General features: G+C 63.9%; 1 protein-coding gene and 1 pseudogene. Both read left to right on the plus strand.

The annotated features are described in order from the left end of the window. Positions 1–689: type IV secretory system conjugative DNA transfer family protein (locus tag HY26_RS19185; RefSeq protein WP_233351506.1), on the plus strand; the 689-nt coding region annotated here is incomplete at its 5' end. After that, positions 686–929 (plus strand): annotated as a pseudogene (locus HY26_RS02275) (CopG family transcriptional regulator); the annotation flags it as partial. The gene HY26_RS19185 and the pseudogene HY26_RS02275, both read left to right, overlap by 4 nt.

Below are 929 nucleotides of genomic sequence, written 5' to 3' on the forward strand. Positions count from 1 at the left end.
CAGGCTATGGCCTCAAGGCCTTCCTGATCGCCCAGTCTTTGAACCAGATCGAAAAGGCCTATGGCCCGTCCAATGCGATCCTCGACAATTGCCATGTGCGGGTCGCGTTCGCGACCAATGACGAGCGGACGGCCAAGCGGATTTCCGATGCGCTCGGCACCAAGACCGAACAGCGGGCAATGAAGAACTATGCCGGCCACCGCCTGGCGCCCTGGCTTTCGCACAAGATGGTGTCGCGCCAGGAAACCGCCCGCCAGCTCCTGACGCCCGGCGAAGTGATGCAACTGCCGGCAGACCAGGAATTGGTCCTCGTCGCAGGCTCGCCTCCGGTGCGCGCGCTCAAGCTCCGCTACTATGAAGACCAGAACTTCACTGAACGGCTGAAGGAAGAGCCTAACTTTGCGACAGCCATTCTGGGAGCCTCGGAAGATGATTGGGGCACGGAGGTCCGATCGATCCATGAAGGTCTGATGCAGGCCGCCGAGCTTGAGCCCGACGGCGAGGGCCTCGGGCCTCAGAAAGCGCGCGATGCCGCCAGGGAGCGCGCGCAGGTCTCTGTGCCCGCCAGGACCGGCAAGCCGCAGGCTAAGTCACGCGGCGCTCCGCAACCGAGCCTCTTCGACGCGCTTGTGCAAGCCGACAGTCTCGAACAGGCGACCGGCATCGATCTGACGGGGAATGGTCAATGAAGCCCCGTATCCAGCCCTATATCTCGCCTGAGACGCATCACCGGCTGCAGGCCATGGCCAAGCGCCCCGGTCTCTCCGAAAGCGCCATCGTCGACAAGGCGCTGACTGCTTGGTTTGCGGGCGAAGCCGACAATCAGCGCGAGGCCGCCATCAATCGCCGGCTCGACCGGCTGACGCGCCAGTTCGGGCGGATCGAGCGGGACAATCTGGTCCTTGCCGAAACGCTCGCGACCTTCGTGC

Source organism: Hyphomonas sp. GM-8P (genome assembly GCF_003263315.1).
Classification (GTDB): Bacteria; Pseudomonadota; Alphaproteobacteria; order Caulobacterales; family Hyphomonadaceae; genus Hyphomonas.